This is a genomic window from Burkholderia sp. M6-3 (genome assembly GCF_050858985.1).
GTDB lineage: Bacteria > Pseudomonadota > Gammaproteobacteria > Burkholderiales > Burkholderiaceae > Paraburkholderia > Paraburkholderia caledonica.
Window position 1 is genome coordinate 2,983,072 of record NZ_CP110091.1, and the last position, 21,774, is coordinate 3,004,845.

Sequence of the window (21,774 nt, forward strand, 5' to 3'; positions counted from 1 at the left end):
GAATGGCTGCAATCAAGAATACTCTGCCGCGTCGCAAGTTTGACGTGGTCATCGTCGGCGCGGGCGGCTCGGGAATGCGCGCGTCGCTGCAACTGGCGCGCGCGGGGCTGTCCGTGTGCGTGCTCTCCAAGGTGTTCCCCACGCGCTCGCACACGGTCGCCGCGCAGGGCGGCATTGGCGCGTCGCTCGGCAACATGAGCGAGGACAACTGGCACTACCACTTCTACGACACGATCAAGGGCTCCGACTGGCTCGGCGACCAGGACGCGATCGAGTTCATGTGCCGCGAGGCGCCCAACGCCGTCTACGAGCTCGAACACTTCGGCATGCCGTTTGACCGCAACGCCGACGGCACGATCTACCAGCGCCCGTTCGGCGGCCACACCGCGAACTACGGCGAGAAGCCCGTGCAGCGCGCGTGCGCTGCGGCTGACCGCACCGGTCACGCGCTGCTGCACACGCTGTACCAGCAGAACGTTGCGGCCAAGACGCAGTTCTTCGTCGAGTGGATGGCGCTCGATCTGATCCGCGACGCCGACGGCGACGTGCTCGGCGTAACCGCGCTCGAAATGGAAACGGGCGAGGTCTACATCCTCGAAGGCAAGACGACGCTGTTCGCCACGGGCGGCGCGGGCCGGATCTTCGCGGCCTCGACCAACGCGTTCATCAACACCGGCGACGGCCTGGGCATGGCGGCGCGCTCGGGCATCGCGCTGCAGGACATGGAGTTCTGGCAGTTCCACCCGACCGGCGTGGCCGGCGCGGGCGTGCTGATCACCGAAGGCGTGCGCGGCGAAGGCGGCATCCTGCGCAACTCGAACGGCGAGCGTTTCATGGAACGCTACGCGCCGACCCTGAAGGATCTGGCGCCGCGCGACTTTGTTTCGCGCTCGATGGACCAGGAGATCAAGGAAGGCCGCGGCGTGGGGCCGAACAAGGACCACGTGCTGCTGGACCTGTCGCACATCGGCGCGGAGACGATCATGAAGCGTCTGCCGTCGATCCGCGAGATCGCGCTGAAGTTCGCCAACGTCGACTGCATCAAGGAACCGATTCCGGTGGTGCCGACCATCCATTACCAGATGGGCGGCATTCCGACGAACATCCACGGCCAGGTGGTGGGCACCGCGAAGGGTCACGAGGAGCCGGTCAACGGTTTCTATGCGGTGGGCGAATGCTCGTGCGTGTCGGTGCACGGCGCGAACCGTCTGGGCACGAACTCGCTGCTCGATCTGGTGGTGTTCGGCCGCGCGGCGGGCAACCACATCGTCAGGCACGTGAAGGAAATAAAGAACCACAAGCCGCTGCCGGCCGACGCGGCGGAGTTCGCGCTGTCGCGTCTGGCGAAGCTCGAGAGCTCGTCCTCGGGCGAGTACGCGCAGTCGGTGGCGAACGACATCCGCGGCACGATGCAGAAGCATGCGGGCGTGTTCCGCACCTCGGCGCTGCTCTCCGAAGGCGTGGAGGCGATCCGCGAGGTGGCCGCACGCGTGGACAATATCCACCTGAAGGACAAGTCGAAGGTGTTCAACACCGCGCGTGTCGAGGCGCTCGAAGTGGCGAACCTCATCGAGGTGGCGCGCGCGACGATGGTGTCGGCCGAGGCGCGCAAGGAAAGCCGCGGCGCGCATGCGCAGAACGACTTCGAGCATCGCGACGACGAAAACTGGCTGCGCCATACGTTGTGGTTCAGCGAAGGCGACCGCCTCGACTACAAGCCGGTGCACATGCAGCCGCTGACGGTCGAATCGGTGCCGCCCAAGGCGCGGACCTTCTAAGGCACAGATCAAAGGAATTCAGAAATGGCCAAGCGTACATTTGAAATCTACCGCTACGATCCGGACCGCGACGCGGCGCCGCGCATGCAGTCGTACGAGATCGAGATCGACTCGCACGAGCGCATGCTGCTCGACGCGCTGGTGAAGCTGAAGGCGCTGGACGAGACGCTGTCGTTCCGCCGTTCGTGCCGCGAAGGCGTGTGCGGTTCGGACGCGATGAACATCAACGGCAAGAACGGTCTGGCGTGCCTGACGAACCTGAACGACCTGCCGCAGAAGATCGTGCTGCGTCCGCTGCCGGGGCTGCCGGTGGTGCGCGACCTGATCTGCGACTTCACGCAGTTCTTCAACCAGTACCACTCGATCAAGCCGTACCTGATCAACGACACGCCGCCGCCGGAGAAGGAGCGTCTGCAGTCGCCGGAAGAGCGCGACGAGCTCGACGGGCTCTACGAATGCATTCTGTGCGCGAGCTGCTCGACGTCGTGCCCGAGCTTCTGGTGGAATCCGGACAAGTTCGTGGGCCCGGCGGGTCTGCTGCAGGCGTACCGCTTCATCGCGGACAGCCGCGACGAGGCCACCGGTGAACGGCTCGACAATCTGGAAGACCCGTACCGCCTGTTCCGCTGCCACACGATCATGAACTGCGTCGACGTCTGCCCGAAAGGACTGAACCCGACCAAGGCAATCGGCAAGATCAAGGAATTGATGGTGCGTCGCGCGGTTTGAAGCACTTCCGATAGAACCTATCGGCTTTTCATTGCGTTTGCCTGGAGTCTCGTTCCGAGACTCCAGCACCACACTTTCAATCGCTCTTACAGATAGCTGCAGACGTAGTCGAGCGTTTCGATCACGTCGATGTCGAAGCGGCTCTTACCGGGCACCGAAAACGACTCGCCAGCGCGGTAAGTCTTCCATTCGCCGCTGCCTTCAAGGCGGATGCGGCACTGGCCGGCTTGCACTTCCATCAGTTCGGGCGCGTCCGTTCCGAAGTTGAGCGTGCCCGGCAATATCACGCCCAGCGTCTTGCGCGTGCCGTCCGCGAAGAGAACGGTGTGCGAAACGCACTTGCCGTCGAAATAGACGTTGGCGCGTTTGATAACGGAAACCTGATCGAATTGCGTTGCGGCCGTCATGGCGGTCTTCCTATGAATCGTCGTGAAGGGATGCGTTGGCGCCGCGTTGCGGCAGCCCATTGTGCGTGTTGCGCCGGCCGTCTGCGCGAGCTTGCGGTCGGGCGCAACTCGCCATCATACAGACGTCGCGCATCGGAATCGGCATAACGCCGAACATCAATCAGGCTTACGCCAGCGGCCCGAATCCGGACACACGACAACCGGTTCGCCATTCAGCAATACCTGCTCTTCATCCGGCTGCGAGATCGGCAAAGGTGCAACGTCGAACTCGACTTGAAGCGCGCGCGCGACATGTACGTCTTCGATAGGAAGCTCCCATGTCAGGAAGATCTGCACGCTATCCCGATCCGGCGTGAAGTCGTCCACGTTGAAGCCGCTGCTACCTCGCCGGATCACACCATGAGGCTGACCTGTGTCGAATATCACGGCCGTTCCGCGGGTCAACGGAATGCGCTGCCCCGAACAGGCGAAATGCAGGTCGAGCCCCTTGTCGTCACTCAGGAACAGGTTGCAGAATGCCGCGCCGCCGTATTGCATGGCGTCATGGTGATACGTGGCGCCGCGGCAAGCCATTAAGGCGACGTCGCTAGAGGCAAGTATGTCGGGCAATCCGAGTGAGCGCGTCCAGTCCGACATCGCCTGAACACAGAGCGTGTAATCCGGCCAACGCATACGTGTTCGCGCGAAAGGCATGACTTCGACATCGCCGGGATCGAGAACCATGCGCGACGACGTTTCCCTCTCCCAGTCGACCAGCACACGATGAGGCAGTTCAGGCACGTCGACGATGCCCGACAGCACGATGTCGCTCACGCGCCGTGTGCGAATGGCGTCGCCACTGGAGAAACAGGAGATCAGCATGTCTGGCGCTCGATGCCATTGGGAAGACGAAACATCCGCATATTGTAGCGATAGCGAACCGCTCGCTCGCGCTGCGCCAGCCGCTTGCTAGTCAATGGACACGCCGCCCACCGCTGCATAGCGTCCGGGAGTGGTTCCCGTTGCACGCCTGAACATGTCGATGAAAGCGCTCACGTTCTCGTAGCCCAGTTCGAGTGCAATGGTCGTGACGCTGACACCATCGGCGACCAGTTCCAACGCGCGCAGCAATCTGGCCTGTGCGCGCCATTGCGCAAAGCTGAGCCCCGTCTCGGCGACGAATCGCCGGCTCAGCGTGCGCGGCGAAAGCCCTGCCCACTCGGCCCATTGTTCGAGACGGCGCGTGTCGGACAGATTGCAAACGAGCGCGTCGGTGATGCGCACTAGCCGTGCGTCTTCAGGGCTCGGCAAGCCAAGCGATTCCGCCTTGGACGCCGCCAGCTCGTCCAGGATCGCTGGGCCAGCAGACCACGAAAGACCTGTCGCCCGACGAATTCAGTTCGATGCAGGGCAGGACCATGACCGAAGAGAGCTACAAGCGGCTGGCCAACAGCGTGCGTGAAGTGACCGGCGTTGATGCGACGCCCGAGGCCTGGAAGGAGATCATCAATGGCTACATGATCGGGCCGCTGACGGGCATTGCGATGACGTTCAACGAGCCCGGCGAAAAAGGCCCCGCGCCGACCAACCGGGAACAACTCGGGCTGTGGGACGCGTTCGGCGCGTCGCGCATGCTCAAGAAGAATGCGCGTGAAGTCGAAACGCTGTTCTATACCGAAGCTAGACCTGAGGAACGAGACATTCCGGGCAGGAGTGGCCGACACATCCAAGTCGCGCCCGTTCCCCGCGTTCACCGCTCCAACCAGTCACGATCTGCGCGACCTGGAGAATCACTACCGCGACAATGAAGCGATCCTGACGCTCGTTGCGGAACTCCAGCATGCGCGGGTATTCGTTCTCCAGCTGGAACGGTCCCGCCAGGTCATAGCACGCTGCTGGCGCGCGGAATCAGACCGCGATCTCGCCGCGCTTGAAGAGTTGAGGCTTCGGCTGGATGCAGAGGAGGTACGGGCCGGTCTCGCCGCAACAACTGGGTCAGTACAGCGTGGAAGCTTGCGGTGGGCTGCCGCATTCTGTAATGAACTTCACCGGGTAGGCATGCCTATTCCTACGGTTGAATAGATGAAGTCTGACAAACGAAGTTGTAGAGTCCTACGTTTAAATCCATTCAGCATGATTTAAGTTAGCCTTGGTGAAAGTCAGGTGTAATTTTAAGAGTTGTCGCATTCCTCGTTCTTGGCGGTCCCGGTAGGTTGGTTGTGCATCAAACAACCATTCAATAACCGGCAGGGACGAAAAATGAAAAGACGCCGACGCTTGGGAGTGGCGACTGTATTCGCGAGACGCCTCTTTCCAGCTTTCACGCTGTTCCTCTCAATCAACGCAAACGCGGCAGACTGCTCGTCGCTATATGCGCAGTCCGGCGCGACGCCGGGTTCCCCGACGTGCAAGCTCGATGTAACTTCAAATTCGCCCACAGGAATGGGGAATTACGCCTGCATCAATGACCTTGTGCAGATTGAGCAGTGGTGTAACACACCGGCCGACCCGCCCGCAGATGGAACTTGCTCCGTCGCTGATCCGGTGTTCCCTGCTAACGGCATCGTCACCCTTTCGGAGACAGACTTCGCCAGCGGCGACGCTTCACCTCTTGTGTTTGCCCGCAGCTATCTTTCAAAGCCATTCGACAAAACACAATCAGCTATGGGCGGATATTGGGTAAGCAACTGGCAGCGAAGGCTTGATCTGACCGCTGTCAATGCAAGCGCGCCTAAAATCACAGCCTACCAGAGCAGCGGACAGCCGCTGATCTTTAGACCCAGCGGCGGAGCGTGAGCCGTACCGGGAACTTCGGGCGTATCCCTGACGAAAAGTAGCGACGGTTACTACTACCAGAAAGACGAGCGACTCGGTACAACCGAGACATATTTTTTTGATACGGGTCGGCTGCACTCCGAGACAACGCGAATGGGCTTCTATCGCGAAGTTATCTATGACGGACAGCGAATAGATGCAATCGCACAGTGGCCCGTTGATCGGGTCGGGCAAACACCGTCGAGGCTGACGCTTAGCCTGACGTACGACAGCAGCGGTCGCGTCGTGAGCGTGGTACCGCCTTCGGGTAATGCCACGCACTATGCGTACGATACGAAAGGTAATCTCACTTCAGTAACCGCGCCAATCGGCTATGTACGTCAATACTTGTACGAGGATGCCCGCTTCCCCAATGCGTTGAGCGGCATAAAGGACGAATCGGGCTCGCGAATCGCGACATGGTCCTACGATTCCAAGGGGCGCACAATCTCCGTTACGCATCCTGACACGACGCGCAATGTTTCGTTAGCCTACGGCTCCGGCACTACAACGGTCGGCAACTCGACTGGCAACACCATATATTCATTCATCGTCGGCGACGCGTCGCGTCCTGCATCGATTGCTACGCCCGGTGGCACGGTGTCCCGCACATGGGACACGTCTGGAAACCTTAAACAGAAAACAACCCCGGATGGTAATACCCAATACACCGGGGACGCCGTGAATCGGCCAACAAAAGCCACAGCAATCGTTGACGGCATCAAGACGGTAACCACCGTCGAATACAGTGACAGCAATTCGCTGCGGCCGCACCTTGTGGCAACACCTGGAAAACTCAGGGCGTTCGTTTACGACACAGCAGGCAACGTCACTGGCTACGCTGAATGGCAGACCACGGACCAGACGGGCGAACAGGGATTGCACGCAGTCGCGGCAGGCGATCAGATGACCGTAGGGGCGCGCTACGATGCGGCGGGCCGAATGCTGTCTGCTACGGTCGTACGGAACGGTGCGACGACCGAAGACTGGACATACACGTATGACGTACGCGGCAACATCGCCACCACAACAGATGCCGTATCGGGATGGGCGATGCGGACTCTCGGCCGTAACTCCGAAAACCGTGCGACGCAGATAGCTGGTAATAGCGGTCAGGCAAGCGTCGCCTACGACGAGCGCGGTCGTGTCAAGAACTTCCAGTACAACGAGCCGGCAAGCACAATTAACGGAGGGCGGGCTCGTGTATTGACAGTGGACTACCAGTACGCGGCCAACGGTACCGTTTCGTCGCGTTCGGCGAAGGTTTCTACCAACGGTGGATGGTGGCAACCAATAAGCGACACTGAACTTGGAGCATGGCTTGCCAATTGGGAACTAGGTAATGATCCGGTGGCTCCTCCTGCCAACCTCAGCGGCGTTAAGTCGGATGACCAGGCATTCGTTCCTGACATGTGTGTTGAGTGCTACGTCAGTTGGAAAGCGAAATTGACAGGCAGACTTTATCAAAACGAAGTTAGCGAGGCGCTTCCGAAGTGGGGAGAGACAACGGAGTTGATGCTGGCTGCTCAATCGCAGCTTCCCGTCATCTACCTCATACCCGAACTTGCGGCATCTTCGAAGAGGTCGATGATTTACACTGATTCTGTCTCCTCAGCCAAAAGCCTGGACAATGGATTCGTCAAGTGTGGAGGGAGCGGAGATAATGAATGGCGTGAAGCGGACTGTCACGCAAAGTACGAGCGCGATGTCTTCAAGTGCAACACGTTCGCCAAATACATGGGTGGCTTGCCCGGCCTCGCGCTTTGCAAGAAGCAGGCGTTTGATGACTACCAGGAATGCAGAGGACACTGACGATGAAATTTCCACCATGTTCAGTGGTCGTTACTTACGATCAGGACCGTCAACGGTTGATCCTGCAGACAGCCGACCGGGCAAAAATAGCCGGGGCGCTCAAAGGGGAATCCGAGATTCCGGTTTTGCTTGATGACTTTAAGTTCAAGCTTGACGACGAATTCGCGCGTCGATTCGGCGCCGGCGTGCTCGCTCTAGTTGCGCTCGGCCAACCTGATCTCAAGCAATACATCAGCTTTACAGAGGCACCGCCCGACGAGCCGTCAGACGAGTAAGTTGTTCGCGATGGGTGACTCGACCTAACGGCGCGACGCTGGTCGGGCAGCAGCGTGTCAAGCACCCAGCGCTGCACGTTAATTGCATGCAGGTTCGCCGCACGTGCCAGTTCTACGCCCACGAACATCGCAGCGAGGTTGGCCAACCACAGCCGTTCGCCGCGGGCGGCATCCGTCGGGCGCATGAGTTCGTCGCATTTCTGCTGGATGAGTAGTGGCAAACGGTCTTGGTTGGCAACCAGCCATTGCGCATGGATGATTCCGGCGTGCCCATAGTTGCGTGCCACCTGGTGGGTGATGGGCATTTCGCTAATCCATTGCCGGTCGTCAGGATCGATGCGGGGCAACTGCACTTCAGTGAGGCGGTTGAGGACCGCGACGTGATCCGCCTCCGCGCCGTTGACCAGCATTTCGCGGATTGACTTGTTGGCGCTCGAGAGGAACATCGCACGCCAGCTTGTCCCTTTGACGAGGTGCTGCTGTGCGTTCAGTCGGTTCGGCACGACGGCAACTGATGCGCATTGGTCGAAAGGTCGCCGCGTCGCCGAACCCTGGCAGATGACATTCGATGCGCGTGCGCGAGCCGGCAATAATTCCAGCCACAGCGACGCGCTGGCGTTGACACTTCTTCACTGCTGCGCATGCTTCGCTGCGTCTTCGATCACCGCGGCGACTTCCTTGGGACGCGATTCATACACGGAGTGGCTTGCACCCGCCAGTACCGTGGTGTGGCTATGCGCGCGCTGGTAGTAAAAGCGCTCGAGGTCCGGATTGATAATCTTGTCGTCGGCCGCCACGATGCCCCAACTCGGCTTCATGGTCCAGGCGGCAACCTTCATCGGCTCGGAGAAGACCTTGGCCGCTGTGAGAATCTGCGCGCGTGACTCGAACTCCGCTTCCTTGAGCGGCAGATCGGCTGCGAAATCTTTCGCGAAATCGGCGGGATTCAGATACGTGTAACCGTCGTCCGTCTTCTTGATGGCGCCTGCCTGCTGCGACGTGTAGCTGGGCATCTTTTTGCCCAGATCGCTTTCGTCTTCGCCTACTGCCGGCGCGTGAGCCGCGACGTATACGAGCCCCGCCACTTTCGGATCGACGCCGGCCTCGGTGATCACCGATCCGCCATAGCTATGCGCGACCAGAATGGTGGGACCGTCCTGCATGTCGATTACCCGCTTCGCTGCGGCTACGTCGTCGTCGAGCGAGGTCAGCGGCTCCTGCACCATTGTGACGTGGTAGCCGTCTTTGGTCAGGATGTCATAGACCGGCCTCCACCCCGAGCCGTCGACCCACGCGCCATGAACGAGAACGATATTGCGGATCGGCGCTTTGGCGGGTTGCGTGTCCTGCGCCATTGCGCTGGCGGATGCGAACATGCATGCAGACAAGGAAAGAACCGTTGCGGCTAATGGCAAGATTTTCACGGCGAAACTCCATTGATAACGATTAGATAGCGAGGTGGGATCCTGTGCATGACTGCATAGTCCACAGGATCCGGCTTGCGGCACTTAACTACCGGCGTAGAGGTTGCAGAAGCTGACCGGGCCGACGCAAGCAGATTGCATCGCGGTATGCGACGCAGCACCCGACGCCGAGCTGCCACTTTGCGCGACACCGCCGACGGCTTGCATCGTCAGTTGCTGATCGCTTTGTGCTGCGACTTTTGCTTCTGCTGCCTCGACATCTGCGGGGTAGTTAACATCGTCACCGCTGGTAGGCCGATATCCAGCGTGCTCGACGCGGACGAGATCCGCACGAACTTCCGCACGTGTGAGCGGAGCGCTGCTTTGAGCGAAGCTGAGTACCGGGGCGCCAAGAGCGGAAACGGCGAGAGCGAGGCTTACGAACAATTTGGACATGATCAATACTCCTTAATTAAGTGAATGGTTCACGGCGGGAAGCCGCGGATAAAATCGCTTTGCACAGACCGGCAGATTCATTTCCGCCGAACAACAATGTCTATCGGATTCCTAACTATCTGACTTTCCGGTGTCACGGGTCGGTATTCGCTCCTTCGAACTTCCTTCTCGTGGGGTTCCGGATTAATGCGATTGCATCTGGCTACATAGGGGCGAACACAGGGCCCCGACGTTTATTCCAAAGTTTTTCGAAATTGATGGATCGCGGCGCTCACCTCGCGGCGAGGCCTTAGCGGGCGGCGTGCCAGCAGGCATAAGGAAAATGCAAGGAATGCGTTTGCGAACCGGCGCACAAAGCCTGTTTGTTTCCGCGGCTCAGTAGCAGCATCGGCATAGCCTTATGCCGAGGAGCAATTAGTGTGTGCAAGTTCTCAACGATGCGGTGACCTTCCTGGCCGTGGCACGTGAGCGAAACTTCACGCATGCAGCTGCGCGGCTCGGCATCCTGGTAAGAGACGCCGCGAACTCTGCGTTCGCGCCGCCCTTATAGCTGGTAGCGGAAGATTCGGGACTTATCCACCCTGAAAATCAGCGAAAGATGCGTCCAGCTGACGAGCCTGTAACCGCGCTTCTCAAGATAGTCATACACTTTCGAGCCGACGACATCCCGCATTGAGGCCGATGAAGATTCGACGATGATGATTTTAGGCTTGTACTTTTCAATATTGATCGACATCAACACCTGATAATCGTGACCTTCGGCGTCGATGGAAAGCAGGTCGATCTCATGATCCGAGTAACGGCTGTGTTCGAGCACGTCGTCCAACGTCGTAGTCTCGACACTGCGCACCGATGTAGGCGTCGTCGTTTCGTTGGCGGCCACTTCAGGATCGAGAGTGGAGGTCAGCCCATAGTTCGAGAAGTTGTAGACGTTTTTTACAGCCTTTTCGCTTGAAATAGCCGCGCACACATTGGTATCGGACGCCCGCGCAAGTCTGAAGGCCTCGATTTTGATGGGGTCCATGTCAATGTTGATGCCCCGCCAGCCGCGCTTGTACAACGCGTACGTATTCGAAAACTTGATTGGGTGATAAGCACCCACATCCACGTAAACGCCCTTGGAACACTCCGGGCTGATTATCTCGCGGAGTACAGCGTCTTCTCCGAACTGGGAATAGTACAAGCGCCCTCCCCGTGTCAGCCATGTTTTCCGCACCAGCCAAAGAAAATGCCCGAAGGTTTTAAGCGAACTCATAGTATCCCCACGCCCCTGAGATCGATGCGATGGCGGAAGACTAATCAACATTCCATACTTTTCAAGGACATTAACTCAACGAATTGGGCCTTTCAGAAACAGGGGCCTATCACTTGCGTCTCGAAGCGTCGGTGCGCGACGGCTTCAAAACCCCTCAGCAAGCCGTTGCATTCTCTCCGTGTCTGAAAATCACCGCATAAAAAATCTGCTCCCTATGACAGCACACAGGCTGAAGAAGCGATTATGTCGTTGCTTCGGGCCGGTATAGGGTCTTTACAACTTCGCAACCTGCGGAATCATCGCCGCCTGGCCACGCAAGACGCCCGAGTCGTCGAATAACTGCCACACCGTTGCTTGCTCGATCCAGAAACGCTGCCCGGACTTCGTAATGCGAATACCGCGATACCCGGTGACGAAACCGTCGCGCGCGACCTGATCCAGAAACGCCTGGCGCTCCCCGCGCTCCGGAAGTTCCGCCGACAGCCGCGAGCGCAGAGACGTGATCTCGTCCCAGTCGTATCCGAAGATCGTCTGCGCCTTTGAGTTGCCATAGATGAACATCGGGTCGGCCTGCGTGTCATGCGCGAGAAGGCCAAACGGCGCTGATGCGTAGAGCCATGCAGCGCCCTTGGTGTCGCCAATGTCGGACGGCACCAGCGATTTACCGAGCAAACGGTGATAGCTATTCGTGAGGAGGCGGAAGAATTCGACATCCGTCTTCAGTGACATGGTGTAGATGGCTCCAAATCTGGTTATCCAAAGCAGTGCAATGCGACGATTGCGAATACCGCTGGTTTCAACACGTGCGAGATTACGCAAATCACGACCGTTCCATCAACCGACAGCGAGAACGGGATCGATCTCTTTGTGCGTGAAGCCAAACCTCGCCATTTGCTCGCGATGCGCGGCCGAGCCCAAATACGATCGCAATTCCCGGTCGACCGCATGGCGCAGATCATCACTGCTCTTGCTGAACGAAAAAGCACCAAAGGGTATTCCGAGGGCGCTGCCTGTCACAGGCCGATGCTCCACTGCGCAAAGCACCGAGCCGCCAATTCGCTCAGCCAGTATGCGATTCCCGAGGGCGGTGCTCGCATAAGCGTCCACGGTGCCTGAGCGAACTGCCTCTATCGCTTCCGCCTGCTGCTGAAAGATGACAATCTGGTCCTCGCGTACGCCAGCCGCTCTGGCCGACTCACGCTGCACCTGGCCTGCGATGATGCCAAGCCGGGCATCGCGCCGCTCGGCGACCGACGCATAGCTGTCCAGCGCCTTGTCGTTGTCTGTACGAACGAGAAAGCCGTCTGCCATCGCCCACACGGGAACGCTGAAGGCCACCTGCTGCGCCCGCTGCGGCGTGATGAACAGAGGAACATTCATATCCCAGCGGCCGGTTGCTACGCCATCGAGCAACTCGCTAAACGTAGTGAGGCAATGCTCGATCTCGGTCGCACCAATGGCACGAAGAACGACCGTTGCCAGGTCGATATCGGCGCCCATAGCCGCGCCGTTCGGTCCGCTCCATCCAAACGGAGGTTCTTCCAGGTACGCGATCCGAATCTTCATTGCTGCCTCGCAAATCCGGGAAGTCGATGGTGCGCCGATTGTACTGGCACACGCGGCATCGCAAGAAAACGCAAAGTTTGATGCAAAGAAAAAGCCACCCATGAAGGGTGGCTTTTCAATGTTTGGTGGGCCTCCCGTGAGTCGAACACGGCACCAACGGATTATGCTAACCAGCTACGACTTTCGCCGCCCCTTTCGGGTTTGTGGTCTGGACTGTCTCTTGTCTTTACGACCTGCCCGTTCAGTCTCTACACGTTCTCTCAAAGAGAGCTTCGCTCGGGATTGCCACGCTGCGAGAACAGCAGAGGTTTCCCCGAATTTGAGCAGTTCTACCAAGGGGCAGAGCTAACTTACCCCAAGGCAACCCATTCATGACTCACCATGCCGTGCTGCGTGGTTTAGGTGAGTCGTTGCTAAGTCCGCTGCTCTAACCAAGCATGAGCTAGAGGCCCTGAGAACTCGAGATTTTACCGTATCTGAAGCTACCAACGTACAGCATGTTGGCATGTCCGTTCGTCGAGTGGCCGCCATACTACACGAAAAAGGGGCCTCCGCGACCGCTCCGCTTTGACGGAACAATCGGGAGACCCCTTCAAACTGCTACTGACTCACTACGGCCACACCTGCCGATCAGTTGCCCTCAAGGAACGACTTGAGTTTGTCCGAGCGGCTCGGATGACGCAGCTTACGCAGCGCCTTTGCCTCGATCTGACGAATCCGCTCACGCGTGACGTCGAACTGCTTGCCGACTTCTTCAAGCGTGTGATCGGTGCTCATCTCGATACCGAAACGCATACGCAGCACCTTCGCTTCGCGCGGCGTCAACGAATCGAGCACGTCTTTGACGACGTCGCGCATACTCGCGTGCAACGCAGCGTCTGCCGGCGCCACGGTGTTCGTATCTTCGATAAAGTCGCCCAGATGCGAATCGTCGTCGTCACCGATCGGCGTTTCCATCGAGATCGGCTCTTTCGCGATCTTCATGATCTTGCGGATCTTGTCTTCCGGCATTTCCATCTTCTCGGCCAGCGTTGCCGGATCCGGTTCGAGGCCTGTTTCCTGCAGAATCTGACGCGAGATGCGGTTCATCTTGTTGATCGTTTCGATCATGTGAACCGGAATACGGATCGTGCGCGCCTGGTCCGCGATCGAACGCGTGATGGCCTGACGGATCCACCACGTGGCATACGTGGAAAACTTGTAGCCACGACGATATTCGAACTTGTCCACCGCCTTCATCAGTCCGATGTTGCCTTCCTGAATCAGGTCGAGGAACTGCAGACCGCGGTTCGTGTACTTCTTCGCAATCGAGATCACGAGACGCAGGTTTGCCTCGGTCATTTCGCGCTTCGCCTGGCGCGCCTTCAGTTCGCCGGCCGCCATTTGACGGTTGGTTTCCTTCAGGTCCTTCAGCGGCAGCACCACACGCGCCTGCAGATCCAGCAGACGTTGTTGCTGCTCGCGAATGGCCGGAATGTTCCGCGTGAGGATCGCGCTGTACGCGTGACCTTCGCTGACGATCTTGTCGGCCCACTCGAGGTCCGTTTCGCTACCCGGGAAACGCGCGATGAACTCCGCACGCGGCATGCCGCACTTGTCGACCACCGTATGCAGAATCTGGCGCTCGACCTGACGCACTTCGTCCACCTGCGCACGCAACGTGTCGCACAAACGCTCGACGGTGCGCGCGGTGAAGCGGATCGTCATCAGCTCGTTCTGGATGGTTTCCTGCGCTTTCAGGTACGACTTCGACTTGTAGCCTTCCTTCTCGAACGCGCGACGCATCTTGTCGAACCATTCGCTGATCAGGGCGAATTTTTCGAGCGACGCACGCTTGAGCGCTTCCATTTGCGCTGCGTTGGCCGTGGCCTGCGCGGTGCCGTCGTCTTCTTCCTCGTCCTCGGCTTCTTCTTCCTCGGCTTCTTCGTCCTCGCTCTCGATCGCTTCCGCTTCCTGCACGGAGAAGCCGTCCGCGTCTTCCGCGTCGGCGTCGATCAGGCCGTCGACCAGTTCGTCGATGCGGATTTCCTCGTTCGCGACGCGCTCTGCCATAGCGAGAATGTCGGCGATCGTGGTCGGGCACGCGGAAATGGCCATCACCATGTGCTTCAGGCCGTCTTCGATCCGCTTGGCGATTTCAATTTCGCCTTCGCGCGTCAGCAGTTCGACCGTGCCCATTTCACGCATGTACATGCGCACCGGGTCGGTAGTGCGGCCGAATTCCGAGTCGACGGTGGACAGCGCAACTTCCGCTTCTTCTTCGACTTCGTCGTCTGACGAAGCGGCGGGCGCGTTGTCGTTCAGCAGCAGCGTTTCGGCGTCGGGCGCCTGCTCGTACACAGCCACGCCCATGTCGTTGAACGTGCTGATGATGCCTTCGATCGCCTCGGTCTCGGTGAAGTTGTCCGGCAGGTGATCGTTGATTTCAGCGTACGTGAGGAAACCGCGCTCCTTGCCGAGCTTGATCAGCGCGCGCAATTTGGAGCGGCGCTCCTCGAGTTCCTCCACCGTGCCGGGCGCCGACGAAGAAAACGCGTCTTTCAGAAGCGCCTTTTCTTTGGCACGGCGGTCGCGAGCCTTGGCCTTTTCCACTTTGCCGGAAGCGGCCACAGGGGTTTCTTCGCTCTGGGTTGCGTCGTCATCGACGGGTACTTCATTCAGCTTTTTCGTCATGGAGTTCGCCGTACCGGCTGTAGTCTCGACTCGCGGCTGGTGGACAACAGCCGGTTGAACCGTGGATACTGGAGTCTCGCGCACTGCCGCATCGTCCTGCGCGACAGCCGCTTCCCTTGCGCTTCTGACACCCGGTCGTTTCGCGGCCGGAGGTGGTACAGTTTTCGCCGCCTTGGCTACCGCCTTTGCCATCTGAGCCGGCTCCGCTCGCGCGGCCGGAGTGGCTAAAGACTTTTTCCCGACAGCCGGTGTAACGCTGACGGCAGAGGCTTTCCTGACGGAAGAATCTAACCTGGCCGAAGTGACCTTTCTGGTCTGCTCCATGGAGCGTGAGCCGGGTGTGTTCTTTCCGCCTGTAGTCTTTGCCATCGCATCGCCTTTTCGCCTTTGCTAGGAAAACCCTTTGAAAAACAAACCGCTGGAAACCTTTTATTATACCACTCAGGTTTCTGCGGTCCCGCCTACAAGCCGAGCTGGCGCTTCATGTCAGCCCGCTTCCTGTTGAGCTCCGCAAGCTCCGCGAACTCCTCCGGCGTGTGCCGGGATTGTCGTGAAAGCTGCTCGAGACGATCGCAATAAGCGTCGTATCGCATCTTCAGAATCGCCGCTTTCAGCTCCTCTCCGACGATCCTTTCCTGCTCGCGCCGCTCTTCTATGACGGTCGCATCTTCCGGGTCCTTCAGCAACAAATCCCGGACATTTTCATCATAGTCCAGAATTTTGCGAAAGATTTCCTCGAAAGTTGGGGCGTTTGCGCCGTTTCGCAATAGGTCGGAGAGCAATTGAAACTCCGCCGAATCGCCGAGTGCGCGCGCATGCGTCGTCACTTCTTCAAATAGTTCGCCGTGCCGCGTCACGGTGAGAAGCGCCTGTTCGGCTTCTTCGTCGAGCACCGCGACCGTGCGCGGATACATCACAAGATTGCGCAGCGTCTTTTCTTCAATCCCGGTCACGCTGCGCCGGTCCTTACGGGCCGGCGCCGAACGCGCCGCCGCCGCAATACGCGAGTCGACCTCGCAGAGCGCGGCGACCTCGTCGAACGGCACATCCAGCCGGTCGGCGAACATATGCATGATCTGCGCGCGCAGCGCATTCGCCGGCAGCGCCTGCAGCAGCGGCTTGGCGTCGAACAGCGCGCGCGCACGGCCTTCCGGCTGGTCCAGTTCCTTGCCGGCGAGCACCTCGTTGAGCATGAACTGCGAGAGCGGCATAGCGCGTTCCACCTGCTCGGCGAACGCCTCGGTACCAAACTCGCGGACGTAGCTGTCCGGGTCGTGTTCAGCCGGCAGAAACAGGAAGCGAATGGTCCGGTTGTCAGCCGCGTGCGGCAAACAGGCGTCCAACGCGCGCCGCGCGGCGCGCCGGCCGGCTGAATCACCGTCGAAACTGAAGATGACCGTGTCGGTCTGGCGCATCAGTTTCTGCACGTGAATCGGCGTGCAGGCTGTGCCCAACGTTGCGACCGCGTTCTGAAACCCCAATTGGGCCAGCGCGACCACATCCATATAACCTTCGACGACCAGCACGTAGTGCTGTTCCCGGATCGCAAGACGGGCCTCGAAAAGCCCGTACAACTCGCTGCCTTTGTTAAATAGAGGCGTTTCCGGCGAATTCAAATACTTCGGCTCGCCGCCGTCCAGCACCCGGCCGCCGAAGCCGATTACCTGCCCCTTCACATTGCGTATAGGGAACATGATCCGCTCACGAAAGCGGTCGTAGCGGCGATTCTGGCCCTGCGCGTCCGACTTCTCGCTGACGATTACCAGACCCGATTCGACCAGGGAATCGTCGCGATAGTTCGGAAAAGCTGCTTCCAGGTTCTGCCAGCCGTCCGGCGCGTAGCCCAGCCCGAAGCGAGCGGCGATCTCGCCGGTCAGGCCGCGTTTCTTCAGATATTGAATCGCGACAGGGGCGCCGCGCAATTGCTTGCGGTAGTAATCGCAAGCCGTCTGCATGACGTCGGAAAGCGCGGTCGTCACTGCTTTCGAGGCCGCCGGTGCATAGCCGCCGGAACCGCCGCCTCCGTAGCCCGGCGAAGGCTCGTTCGGCACCGTCAACCCGACCGATTGAGCGAGTTCGTTGACCGCCTCGGGGAACGAGGCGCCGACGTGTTCCATCAGGAAGCCAATGGCCGTTCCATGGGCGCCGCAGCCGAAGCAGTGATAAAACTGCTTGGTCGGGCTCACGGTGAACGACGGGCTTTTCTCGTTGTGAAACGGACACAGTCCCATGAAGTTCGCGCCGCCCTTCTTCAACTGCACATACCGCCCCACCACGTCGACGATATCGACGCGGTTGAGCAGATCCTGCAGGAATGACGGAGGAATCACGGTAGATGACGCCAGCTTAGGAGCTCGATACCGCGCGCGCCGCCCATGGCGGCCGCGCGGGCCACAACGCGCGGTTTACTTCGCGAGCGCAGCTTTGACTTGCGCGGAAACGGCGGTCATGTCGGCACGACCGGCGAGCTTCGGCTTCAGCACGCCCATCACCTTGCCCATGTCTTGCGGACCGGCCGCCCCCGTTTGCGCGACGGCGGCCTGCACCTCGGCGACGATCTCCGCCTCTGACATCTGCGCAGGCATGTATGCCGACAGAATAGCCAGTTCAGCCTTTTCCTTATCAGCGAGGTCCGTGCGGCCGGCGCCTTCGAACTGGCTGATCGAGTCCTTACGCTGCTTGATCATCTTGTCGATAACAGCAGTGATTGCAGTGTCGTCGAGCGTTACGCGCTCATCGACTTCACGTTGTTTGATCGCGGCGAGCAACAGGCGAATCGTGCCGAGACGCTCCGTTTCACGTGCCCGCATGGCGGCTTTCATATCGTCGTTGATCCGGTCTCTGAGGCTCATTACTCACCTGAATGCGTTGAAAATTGAAAAACCGGCTGAGCGGACTGCATCGACATTCACCAACACGAATACCCGCTTGGGACAGCTTCCTCAAGCGGGTTGGCGCAATGTGCGTAGTGGATGCGACCCTGCCGGCTGGTCCGAAAAGACCTTGTTTTCCGTGGCAGCATCTGTTGTGCCGTCACCGGTTGCATGTCGCGGCTCCGTTTGAGCGAAACAGCGACAACGCCAGAATCAGTAGAATTTCTTTGGCAGCATCTGGCCACGCAGACGCTTGAAATGACGCTTCACCGCAGCCGCCTTCTTGCGCTTACGCTCAGCCGTAGGCTTTTCGTAAAACTCGCGCGCTCGAAGTTCCGTCAACAAACCGCTTTTCTCCATAGTGCGCTTGAAACGGCGCATGGCGACTTCAAACGGCTCGTTGTCTTTTACGCGGATGGTCGTCATTTTTCAATAACGGAACTTTGTAAAGGTTCAGGAGTATAGCAGAGCTTTCGCACAAAGCCATTGCGCCGTCAAGCCCCCCGGGCATACTCCGCAGCGGCCTCGCCGGCCGCCACGCCTGACGCCCAGGCCCACTGGAAATTGTAGCCGCCGAGCCAGCCCGTTACGTCGACCGCCTCGCCGATGAAGTACAAGCCCGGCGCGCGGGCGCTCATCATCGAGGTGGACGAAAGGTCGCGTGTATCCACGCCACCGCGGGTGACTTCGGCCTTGCGGTAGCCTTCGGTGCCGTTCGGCGTGAGTGTCCAGCGCGACAAGGCTTCGCCAACACGGCGAAGCACCTTGTCCGGCAGGTCGGCCACGCGAGCTTCGGCGGGAATCTGATGGGTCTCGAGCCACACGTGGGCAAGCCGCTGCGGCACCCATTCCGACAACAGATTCGCAATCTGACGCCGCGTTCCGGTCTTCGCCTCAAGTAGCGCCGCGGCGGCGTCCCGGTCCGGCAGCAGGTTGATGTGGATCGGCTCGCCCGGCTGCCAATAGCTGGAGATTTGCAGCACGCCCGGCCCGGAAAGGCCGCGGTGCGTGAGCAGCAGATCTTCTTCGAATTCAGCGCCGGACTTCTTGTTGCCGGTCGCGATCCGCACCTCCAGCGACACGCCGGAGAGCGCCGAAAAGGGCTCCCAGTCGGCGGCGGCGAACGTGAGCGGAACGAGCGCGGGACGCGTGTCGATTAACTTGTGGCCGAACTGCTTGGCAAGACGATAGGCAAAGTCGGTGGCGCCGATCTTCGGGATCGACAAGCCGCCCGTAGCGACGACAAGCGCCCGCGCCGCGATAGAACCCGCGTTGGTGTCGAGTGTGAAGCGGCCTTCCACGTCTTGCCTCACATGCTCGACCGTTAGCGGCGCACGCCATGCGACCCGTCCCGCCTCGCACTCGTTTTTCAGCACGTTGATGACGGCGTCGCTCGACTCGTTGCAGAAAAGCTGTCCTTTATGCTTCTCGTGCCACGTCACATGATGCCGCTTGAGCAACGCCATGAAGTCTCGCGGCGTGTAGCGGGCGAGCGCCGAGCGGCAAAAATGCGGATTCGCAGACAGATAATTGGCCGGGCCCGCATACAGGTTCGTGAAGTTGCAGCGGCCGCCGCCCGAGATCCGGATCTTCTCCGCGAGGCGCTGCGAGTGATCGATCAGCACCACGCGACGGCCGAGTTGCCCAGCCACCGCCGCGCACATCATGCCGGCCGCGCCCGCGCCGATCACTGCAATATCGTAGGATTCCATGGGGCCGCATTGTACCTGCGCGCCTGCGGCGCCCTGGCTCGCACTGCTATACTTTAATGCTTACCTTTTTGCATTTCGGGTGCGTCCAAGCGCCCGTTTCAGCCCACCAGACATGCTCGTTCTCGGCATCGAAAGCTCCTGCGACGAAACCGGCCTCGCGCTCTACGACACTGAGCGCGGCCTGCTCGCGCACGCCCTGCATTCGCAGATTGCGATGCATCGCGAGTACGGCGGCGTGGTGCCCGAACTGGCGTCCCGCGACCACATCCGGCGCGCGCTGCCTTTGCTCGAAGAGGTAATGGAGCGGTCGGGCACGGCACGCGGCGACATCGACGCGATCGCCTACACGCAAGGGCCGGGGCTCGCGGGCGCCCTGCTGGTGGGCGCGAGCGTCGCCAATTCGCTCGCCATGGCCTGGGACAAGCCGACCATCGGGATTCATCATCTTGAAGGGCATTTGCTGTCGCCTTTGCTTGTCGACGAGCCGCCGCCGTTTCCGTTCGTCGCGTTGCTGGTGTCGGGCGGCCACACGCAATTGATGCGCGTGACCGACGTGGGCGTCTACGAAACGTTGGGCGAAACGCTAGACGACGCAGCGGGCGAAGCCTTCGACAAAACCGCCAAGCTGCTCGGCCTCGGCTATCCCGGCGGCCCAGAGGTTTCGCGCATGGCCGAGTTTGGCACGCCGGGCGCGGTGGTGCTGCCGCGCCCTATGCTGCATTCGGGCGATCTGGACTTCAGCTTCAGCGGCCTTAAAACGGCCGTGCTTACGCACGCAAAAAAGCTTGGCGGCGCAAATATCTGCGAGCAGGCGAAAGCCGATCTGGCGCGCGGCTTCGTTGACGCTGCCGTCGAAGTGCTTGCAACCAAGTCGCTCGCCGCGCTCAAGCGCACGAAGCTCAACCGGCTAGTCGTGGCAGGTGGCGTGGGCGCGAACCGGCAGTTGCGCGAGGCCCTTTCGGCCGCCGCGCGAAAGCGCAACTTCTACGTGCATTACCCCGATCTGTCGCTGTGCACGGACAACGGCGCGATGATTGCGCTGGCAGGCGCGTTGCGGCTGCAACGCTGGCCCGATCAGTCAGGCAAGGACTACGCGTTCACCGTCAAACCCCGTTGGGATCTGACGTCACTCGCACGCTGAATCCTTCGCGAGCCTCGCGCTACGCCGACAAAAAAGCCGCTTGTTTAGAGCGGCTTTTTTCATGCAATCAGGATTTAGAGGCAAAGCGTCAAACCAACCGCTTATCACGCTCGATCACGGCATACGCGCTGTGATTGTGAATCGACTCGAAGTTCTCAGCTTCCAGCACGTATGCGACGATCCGCTCATCCGCGTTCAGACGCTGCGCGACGTCGCGCACCAGATCCTCGACGAACTTCGGGTTTTCATACGCGCGCTCGGTCACGAACTTCTCGTCCGGACGCTTGAGCAAGCCCCATAGCTCACACGACGCCTCTTCCTCGGCGATACGGATCAGGTCTTCTACCGCGACCTCACCCGCCAGTTCCGCGTTGATCGTCACGTGCGAGCGTTGGTTGTGCGCGCCGTACTGCGAAATTTTCTTCGAACACGGACAGAGGCTCGTGACCGGCACGAGCACTTTCAGGAACAGACGGGTTTCGCCGTTACGCGTGTCGCCAGTCAGCGTCACTTCGTAATCCAGCAGGCTCTGCACGCCGGACACCGGCGCGGTCTTGTTCACGAAGTAAGGGAACGACACTTCGATGCGGCCCGCCTCGGCCTCGAGTTTCGTCAGCATTGCGGCGAGCATCTTGCGGAACGTGGCGGGTTCCAGCGGCGCCTTGTTCTCTTCGAGCAATGCGACGAAGCGCGACATATGCGTGCCCTTTTGCTCTGCGGGCAAATGCACGTCGAGATTCCATGTGCCGACCGTCGGCTGGGCCTCACCGCTTGGTGTGCGCACCGTCAGTGGATGGCGCACCGCCTTGACGCCGACCCGCTGAATCGGAATCTGGCGAGTATCGGGCGTGCTTTGCACGTCTGGCATCACAAAGGCGGGATTCATCTGATTCATGTTCTT

21 protein-coding genes and 1 pseudogene are annotated in these 21,774 nt (G+C 59.9%); 7 read left to right on the top strand and 15 right to left on the bottom strand.

Annotated features, from left to right (window positions below):
* Nucleotides 1-2 precede the first annotated feature (2 nt).
* Entirely contained in the window at nucleotides 3-1,778 is a 1,776-nt protein-coding gene (gene sdhA, locus OH764_RS30915) for a succinate dehydrogenase flavoprotein subunit (protein ID WP_498849837.1), read from the top strand.
* A 24-nt stretch (nucleotides 1,779-1,802) separates the two neighbouring features.
* Entirely contained in the window at nucleotides 1,803-2,507 is a 705-nt protein-coding gene (locus OH764_RS30920; RefSeq protein WP_020071104.1) for a succinate dehydrogenase iron-sulfur subunit, read from the top strand.
* A gap of 86 nt (nucleotides 2,508-2,593) precedes the next feature.
* Here the strand turns inward: OH764_RS30920 and ppnP are convergent, their stop codons facing one another.
* The 3 genes and pseudogenes from ppnP to OH764_RS30935 form a co-directional block, all read right to left on the bottom strand.
* Nucleotides 2,594-2,914 carry a pyrimidine/purine nucleoside phosphorylase gene (gene ppnP / locus OH764_RS30925; RefSeq protein ID WP_310358886.1) on the bottom strand — a complete coding sequence of 107 codons (321 nt, stop codon included), beginning with the start codon at nucleotides 2,912-2,914 and terminating at the stop codon, nucleotides 2,594-2,596.
* Between the two features lie 156 nt (nucleotides 2,915-3,070).
* Complete coding sequence (locus OH764_RS30930) at nucleotides 3,071-3,775, bottom strand: hypothetical protein (RefSeq protein WP_498849838.1); 705 nt, start codon at nucleotides 3,773-3,775, stop codon at nucleotides 3,071-3,073.
* Between the two features lie 87 nt (nucleotides 3,776-3,862).
* Nucleotides 3,863-4,246: pseudogene (locus tag OH764_RS30935) on the bottom strand (helix-turn-helix domain-containing protein); the annotation flags it as partial.
* A gap of 65 nt (nucleotides 4,247-4,311) precedes the next feature.
* On the opposite strand from OH764_RS30935, the gene OH764_RS30940 reads away from it, so the two are divergent.
* The 3 genes from OH764_RS30940 to OH764_RS30950 all read left to right on the top strand — a co-directional run bounded on the left by OH764_RS30940 (nucleotide 4,312) and on the right by OH764_RS30950 (nucleotide 7,519).
* The gene (locus OH764_RS30940) at nucleotides 4,312-4,701 is read left to right on the top strand and encodes a hypothetical protein (protein WP_498849839.1); all 390 of its coding nucleotides are present in this window, start codon (nucleotides 4,312-4,314) and stop codon (nucleotides 4,699-4,701) included.
* A gap of 475 nt (nucleotides 4,702-5,176) precedes the next feature.
* Complete coding sequence (locus OH764_RS30945) at nucleotides 5,177-5,689, top strand: DUF6531 domain-containing protein (RefSeq protein ID WP_498849840.1); 513 nt, start codon at nucleotides 5,177-5,179, stop codon at nucleotides 5,687-5,689.
* Between the two features lie 132 nt (nucleotides 5,690-5,821).
* On the top strand, nucleotides 5,822-7,519 hold the full coding sequence (locus tag OH764_RS30950; protein ID WP_498849841.1) for a DUF6531 domain-containing protein: 1,698 nt from the start codon (nucleotides 5,822-5,824) through the stop codon (nucleotides 7,517-7,519).
* 49 nt (nucleotides 7,520-7,568) lie between these two features.
* On the opposite strand, the gene OH764_RS30955 is transcribed toward OH764_RS30950, so the two are convergent.
* The 7 genes from OH764_RS30955 to rpoD form a co-directional block, all read right to left on the bottom strand.
* A complete protein-coding gene (locus OH764_RS30955) occupies nucleotides 7,569-8,297 on the bottom strand; it encodes a hypothetical protein (protein ID WP_498849842.1) in 729 nt (242 codons plus the stop codon).
* A 126-nt stretch (nucleotides 8,298-8,423) separates the two neighbouring features.
* Nucleotides 8,424-9,170, bottom strand: a complete 747-nt coding sequence (locus tag OH764_RS30960) for an alpha/beta hydrolase (RefSeq protein WP_020070988.1) — start codon at nucleotides 9,168-9,170, stop codon at nucleotides 8,424-8,426.
* A gap of 132 nt (nucleotides 9,171-9,302) precedes the next feature.
* A complete protein-coding gene (locus OH764_RS30965; RefSeq protein WP_498849843.1) occupies nucleotides 9,303-9,653 on the bottom strand; it encodes a DUF4148 domain-containing protein in 351 nt (116 codons plus the stop codon).
* Between the two features lie 544 nt (nucleotides 9,654-10,197).
* The gene (locus OH764_RS30970) at nucleotides 10,198-10,908 is read right to left on the bottom strand and encodes an FkbM family methyltransferase (protein ID WP_498849844.1); all 711 of its coding nucleotides are present in this window, start codon (nucleotides 10,906-10,908) and stop codon (nucleotides 10,198-10,200) included.
* 273 nt (nucleotides 10,909-11,181) lie between these two features.
* Entirely contained in the window at nucleotides 11,182-11,637 is a 456-nt protein-coding gene (locus tag OH764_RS30975) for an MEKHLA domain-containing protein (RefSeq protein WP_498849845.1), read from the bottom strand.
* Nucleotides 11,638-11,742: 105 nt separating this feature from the next.
* Nucleotides 11,743-12,474, bottom strand: coding sequence for a type 2 periplasmic-binding domain-containing protein (locus OH764_RS30980; protein WP_498849846.1), 732 nt, complete (start codon nucleotides 12,472-12,474; stop codon nucleotides 11,743-11,745).
* A gap of 630 nt (nucleotides 12,475-13,104) precedes the next feature.
* Nucleotides 13,105-15,339, bottom strand: a complete 2,235-nt coding sequence (rpoD, locus tag OH764_RS30985) for an RNA polymerase sigma factor RpoD (protein WP_498849847.1) — start codon at nucleotides 15,337-15,339, stop codon at nucleotides 13,105-13,107.
* 28 nt (nucleotides 15,340-15,367) lie between these two features.
* Between rpoD and OH764_RS30990 the strand changes: the two genes are divergently transcribed.
* On the top strand, nucleotides 15,368-15,541 hold the full coding sequence (locus OH764_RS30990; RefSeq protein ID WP_498849848.1) for a hypothetical protein: 174 nt from the start codon (nucleotides 15,368-15,370) through the stop codon (nucleotides 15,539-15,541).
* 67 nt (nucleotides 15,542-15,608) lie between these two features.
* On the opposite strand, the gene dnaG is transcribed toward OH764_RS30990, so the two are convergent.
* The 4 genes from dnaG to OH764_RS31010 form a co-directional block, all read right to left on the bottom strand.
* Nucleotides 15,609-17,477 (bottom strand): DNA primase, encoded by a 1,869-nt coding sequence (dnaG, locus tag OH764_RS30995; protein WP_020070994.1) that lies wholly within the window; start codon nucleotides 17,475-17,477, stop codon nucleotides 15,609-15,611.
* 75 nt (nucleotides 17,478-17,552) lie between these two features.
* Nucleotides 17,553-17,999, bottom strand: a complete 447-nt coding sequence (locus tag OH764_RS31000; RefSeq protein WP_027805093.1) for a GatB/YqeY domain-containing protein — start codon at nucleotides 17,997-17,999, stop codon at nucleotides 17,553-17,555.
* 234 nt (nucleotides 18,000-18,233) lie between these two features.
* Nucleotides 18,234-18,446, bottom strand: coding sequence for a 30S ribosomal protein S21 (gene rpsU, locus OH764_RS31005; protein WP_345815432.1), 213 nt, complete (start codon nucleotides 18,444-18,446; stop codon nucleotides 18,234-18,236).
* A 68-nt stretch (nucleotides 18,447-18,514) separates the two neighbouring features.
* On the bottom strand, nucleotides 18,515-19,732 hold the full coding sequence (locus OH764_RS31010; protein ID WP_498849849.1) for a BaiN/RdsA family NAD(P)/FAD-dependent oxidoreductase: 1,218 nt from the start codon (nucleotides 19,730-19,732) through the stop codon (nucleotides 18,515-18,517).
* Nucleotides 19,733-19,844: 112 nt separating this feature from the next.
* Here OH764_RS31010 and tsaD point away from each other — a divergent pair, with 112 nt between their 5' ends.
* A complete protein-coding gene (gene tsaD / locus OH764_RS31015) occupies nucleotides 19,845-20,873 on the top strand; it encodes a tRNA (adenosine(37)-N6)-threonylcarbamoyltransferase complex transferase subunit TsaD (RefSeq protein WP_498849850.1) in 1,029 nt (342 codons plus the stop codon).
* Nucleotides 20,874-20,961: 88 nt separating this feature from the next.
* Here the strand turns inward: tsaD and folE2 are convergent, their stop codons facing one another.
* The gene (folE2, locus tag OH764_RS31020) at nucleotides 20,962-21,768 is read right to left on the bottom strand and encodes a GTP cyclohydrolase FolE2 (RefSeq protein WP_408174758.1); all 807 of its coding nucleotides are present in this window, start codon (nucleotides 21,766-21,768) and stop codon (nucleotides 20,962-20,964) included.
* Nucleotides 21,769-21,774 lie beyond the last annotated feature (6 nt).

Coding starts and splice junctions, on each gene's coding strand:
- sdhA (WP_498849837.1), top strand. CDS start 3: ATGGCTGCAATCAAGAATACTCTGCCGCGTCGCAAGTTTGACGTGGTC.
- OH764_RS30920 (WP_020071104.1), top strand. CDS start 1,803: ATGGCCAAGCGTACATTTGAAATCTACCGCTACGATCCGGACCGCGAC.
- ppnP (WP_310358886.1), bottom strand. CDS start 2,914: ATGACGGCCGCAACGCAATTCGATCAGGTTTCCGTTATCAAACGCGCC.
- OH764_RS30930 (WP_498849838.1), bottom strand. CDS start 3,775: ATGCTGATCTCCTGTTTCTCCAGTGGCGACGCCATTCGCACACGGCGC.
- OH764_RS30940 (WP_498849839.1), top strand. CDS start 4,312: ATGACCGAAGAGAGCTACAAGCGGCTGGCCAACAGCGTGCGTGAAGTG.
- OH764_RS30950 (WP_498849841.1), top strand. CDS start 5,822: ATGGGCTTCTATCGCGAAGTTATCTATGACGGACAGCGAATAGATGCA.
- OH764_RS30960 (WP_020070988.1), bottom strand. CDS start 9,170: ATGTTCGCATCCGCCAGCGCAATGGCGCAGGACACGCAACCCGCCAAA.
- OH764_RS30965 (WP_498849843.1), bottom strand. CDS start 9,653: ATGTCCAAATTGTTCGTAAGCCTCGCTCTCGCCGTTTCCGCTCTTGGC.
- OH764_RS30970 (WP_498849844.1), bottom strand. CDS start 10,908: ATGAGTTCGCTTAAAACCTTCGGGCATTTTCTTTGGCTGGTGCGGAAA.
- OH764_RS30975 (WP_498849845.1), bottom strand. CDS start 11,637: ATGTCACTGAAGACGGATGTCGAATTCTTCCGCCTCCTCACGAATAGC.
- OH764_RS30980 (WP_498849846.1), bottom strand. CDS start 12,474: ATGAAGATTCGGATCGCGTACCTGGAAGAACCTCCGTTTGGATGGAGC.
- rpoD (WP_498849847.1), bottom strand. CDS start 15,339: ATGGCAAAGGCGGTAGCCAAGGCGGCGAAAACTGTACCACCTCCGGCC.
- OH764_RS31000 (WP_027805093.1), bottom strand. CDS start 17,999: ATGAGCCTCAGAGACCGGATCAACGACGATATGAAAGCCGCCATGCGG.
- rpsU (WP_345815432.1), bottom strand. CDS start 18,446: ATGACGACCATCCGCGTAAAAGACAACGAGCCGTTTGAAGTCGCCATG.
- OH764_RS31010 (WP_498849849.1), bottom strand. CDS start 19,732: ATGGAATCCTACGATATTGCAGTGATCGGCGCGGGCGCGGCCGGCATG.
- tsaD (WP_498849850.1), top strand. CDS start 19,845: ATGCTCGTTCTCGGCATCGAAAGCTCCTGCGACGAAACCGGCCTCGCG.
- folE2 (WP_408174758.1), bottom strand. CDS start 21,768: ATGAATCAGATGAATCCCGCCTTTGTGATGCCAGACGTGCAAAGCACG.